This window comes from Neosynechococcus sphagnicola sy1 (assembly GCF_000775285.1).
GTDB classification, from domain to species: Bacteria; Cyanobacteriota; Cyanobacteriia; order Neosynechococcales; family Neosynechococcaceae; genus Neosynechococcus; species Neosynechococcus sphagnicola.
Genome location: NZ_JJML01000095.1, coordinates 1 through 2,539, shown reverse-complemented (window position 1 = coordinate 2,539; position 2,539 = coordinate 1). Strand labels below are relative to the sequence as shown.

The window sequence follows — 2,539 nt, the reverse complement described above, 5'->3', positions numbered from 1 at the left end:
ATCAACTTAGGTGGCTCTACTAAAAAGAGTTCGATTATCCGATTCGCTCAGATTGATAACTTGAATGACCTGGTTACGGGTGGAAGTTTAAACGGCAAGAAGTATCAGGGAATCAACATTGATTCTGTCAGCCTGATTGGCTCAAGTCGTTAATGGTCTGGTTCACCATTGGGTCTATTAAGGTCAGTAGCGACTGGCGTTATTCAGTCCCTCTAGGTACTGGAGATGAAATCGTTAGGCTCTCTCTCAGACCTAACAGCAATCCCAACATCCTACCGGGACTGATTTGTCAGTCTTTTGATGGCGCTAACCAGGGCATCAAGTCTTTCTATTGCCCGTTCAATGAACAGCAGATTTTTGTCTTTGATTCCCTTCCGTTGCCCTTGACCCGCCGCGTCGGTGTCAGAGCTAAATACCCCTCTAATGCAGTTTGGTCTGTGGTACTGGAAAAATGGACTCCCTAATCTTGCCCGGTCATCCTGATTTTTACCCCACTCTCTACGGTCATCTCCCTCCTGTCGGTGGTCAGGAACACATGAATTTTGTCGTTCGCCCTGGGGAGCTGCTCATGTCGCCCGTTTCTGAGGCAGAGCTGAGGGACTATCTCAATTCCGGTGAGTATGACGACCGATTGTCTGAAATAGGTGATACAGATGAACTCGACGATTAATCCCACGCCATCCCCTATCCCAGCTTCTCAGGCGTTGCAACTGGTGGGGGCAATTACGGGCATTCTGACGCTGTTGGGAGCGGGTTTCCTAGCCTTCTATGGACAAATTTGCTCCCCTCAGCTTGAATACTCTCAACGTCAGGCTACTGAGTTGCAGGGCAATATACGCGAGCTGACCCAGGCTGTCCAAGAAAACAATGCTCTCCTCAGACAACTCGTTCAGCAAAAATAAACACTGGGGATTCGACATAGAGGGCGATCGCCTCAGCCGCTAACCATGATTTACTACGGCGAGTGCTTTGAGCAAGGGCTTCCAGCTTGCTCTTGATTTCTGGTGACAGGCGAACGGTCACGGTTTCACTGGTCGACATGGCGGAGAGCCTCTTTATTTTCCCTCTTACTAGCTAATGTAGCTGTAGCTAATGTATGCAATGTACACACGGGAGTTGCAACAATCAGCCAGAACTGTCCCGACTCTTTAAGTCGCTTCACCACCTGGTAGGGGATGCCTAGATCTCCCCATGCCCAGGAACCAATGGCAGGGTAAGTTTTCAGATCGTCTAGAGAAATTGACCTCATCAGTACTACCCCTCGACCAGATCGAGGTCAACTTCTGGATCGAGATTTTCAGCTTCTGAAGTGTTACCAGATAGAGTGGGTAATTTTACGACCCCAAACACTCTAAACAGCCTATATTTAGTGTCTTATTGACATCAAAAAAGACCTTCAGGAATTGTCTGGAATTCCCAAAAGCCTTACCAATTAACGGTTCCCCAACCAATCGGGATGACAGGATTTGAACCTGCGACCCCCTCGTCCCGAACGAGGTGTCACCATCGGCTGAAAGAAATAATAGGTAAAGCTTTCGGGCATTATCAACAAAGGAGCGGGGTAAATTCCGGGGTAATCACAGCCTCCATCACAGTCCTCAGCATCGTTCAGGTTGCCACAATCCCATCAGCAAAAACACCAACGCGAGATCAAGCACAAATAGCCACCACCCGGCCCGATCCCATAGCTGCTGTCTTCCTTCTGAAGTTAGGCTCATCGCTGCTCCAGTTGAGTGACGCGCCGTTTGAGGTCAAGGATATCTTGCTGAATATCTAGAGAGTCTCGTTCCCGATTAATGCTGTAACCAACCAGTCGTTCAAACTTGACATTGGTTTCTGCGGCAACGTGGATAAGTCCCTGGATGTTCAGCTTCATTGCTTCTAACTCATCCATAAAGGCGAGTTGACGATTTTGCAATTCTCGTTGCACACTCAACATTCCCTCAATGACTTGCTGCATCTCTTCATTTGTCATGCTGCACCTCCGATGAATGCCCGGATGGTTGGGGCGATGGATTGAAGCAAGGGAGAAAGTAAAGTAACAGTGCCAGCAGTAATGATGATCGTTGTCGCCAGCCGTTCAACCCTCTCAGAAGCTTTAACGTAAGCATCAAATCGGGTTTCTGCCTTGTCTAGACCGCTTTGATGCTTGGAAATAGCTTCTGCATTCTTCTCTACCAGTGCCTCAATCCTGGCTAGAGTATCCCCTTCACTTGCTTGCATGGGTTAGTTTGCCTTCCTTTTTGGCTTCTTCAATAGCGTCCTCAACCAGAATCTCAATCAGGTTGTTAAGGCTTCTGCGCTCAACCTTGGCTAAGCGCTCAAGCTCCTTCTTAAGGTCTTCTTTGAGATAAATAGATGTCCGAATCTTTTCTGTTGCCATATTGTCAGCCATGACTACATCCTTAATCATAATTACGACTTAGAGTTTAAGGATAACACAAAAGTAGTTATTAATAGTTTATATTAAACAATAGTAGCACTACCATGAGTTTGCACACATAAAGAGAGAGCGTCCGCCGACCAAAATAAACGCTCT

Annotated in this window: 6 protein-coding genes; 2 read left to right on the top strand and 4 right to left on the bottom strand. The window is 47.3% G+C overall.

Annotation, left to right across the window (positions count from 1 at the left end; translation table 11 throughout):
- The first annotated feature begins 451 nt into the window (after positions 1-451).
- Complete coding sequence (locus tag DO97_RS20195; protein WP_036537089.1) at positions 452-670, top strand: hypothetical protein; 219 nt, start codon at positions 452-454, stop codon at positions 668-670.
- A complete protein-coding gene (locus DO97_RS20190) occupies positions 654-902 on the top strand; it encodes a hypothetical protein (protein ID WP_036537087.1) in 249 nt (82 codons plus the stop codon). The genes DO97_RS20195 and DO97_RS20190 overlap by 17 nt, the downstream gene beginning before the upstream one ends.
- Here DO97_RS20190 and DO97_RS22730 read toward each other — a convergent pair.
- The 4 genes from DO97_RS22730 to DO97_RS20170 all read right to left on the bottom strand — a co-directional run bounded on the left by DO97_RS22730 (position 877) and on the right by DO97_RS20170 (position 2,395).
- Positions 877-1,041 carry a CopG family ribbon-helix-helix protein gene (locus DO97_RS22730; protein ID WP_081980900.1) on the bottom strand — a complete coding sequence of 55 codons (165 nt, stop codon included), beginning with the start codon at positions 1,039-1,041 and terminating at the stop codon, positions 877-879. The two genes, DO97_RS20190 and DO97_RS22730, sit on opposite strands and share 26 nt — an antisense overlap.
- A gap of 673 nt (positions 1,042-1,714) precedes the next feature.
- The gene (locus DO97_RS20180; RefSeq protein ID WP_036537081.1) at positions 1,715-1,975 is read right to left on the bottom strand and encodes a hypothetical protein; all 261 of its coding nucleotides are present in this window, start codon (positions 1,973-1,975) and stop codon (positions 1,715-1,717) included.
- The gene (locus DO97_RS20175) at positions 1,972-2,223 is read right to left on the bottom strand and encodes a ssr2422 family thylakoid membrane protein (protein ID WP_036536816.1); all 252 of its coding nucleotides are present in this window, start codon (positions 2,221-2,223) and stop codon (positions 1,972-1,974) included. Before DO97_RS20175 ends, DO97_RS20180 begins: the two co-directional genes overlap by 4 nt.
- The gene (locus DO97_RS20170; RefSeq protein WP_036536079.1) at positions 2,210-2,395 is read right to left on the bottom strand and encodes a ribbon-helix-helix domain-containing protein; all 186 of its coding nucleotides are present in this window, start codon (positions 2,393-2,395) and stop codon (positions 2,210-2,212) included. The genes DO97_RS20175 and DO97_RS20170 overlap by 14 nt, the downstream gene beginning before the upstream one ends.
- Between the last annotated feature and the right edge of the window lie 144 nt (positions 2,396-2,539).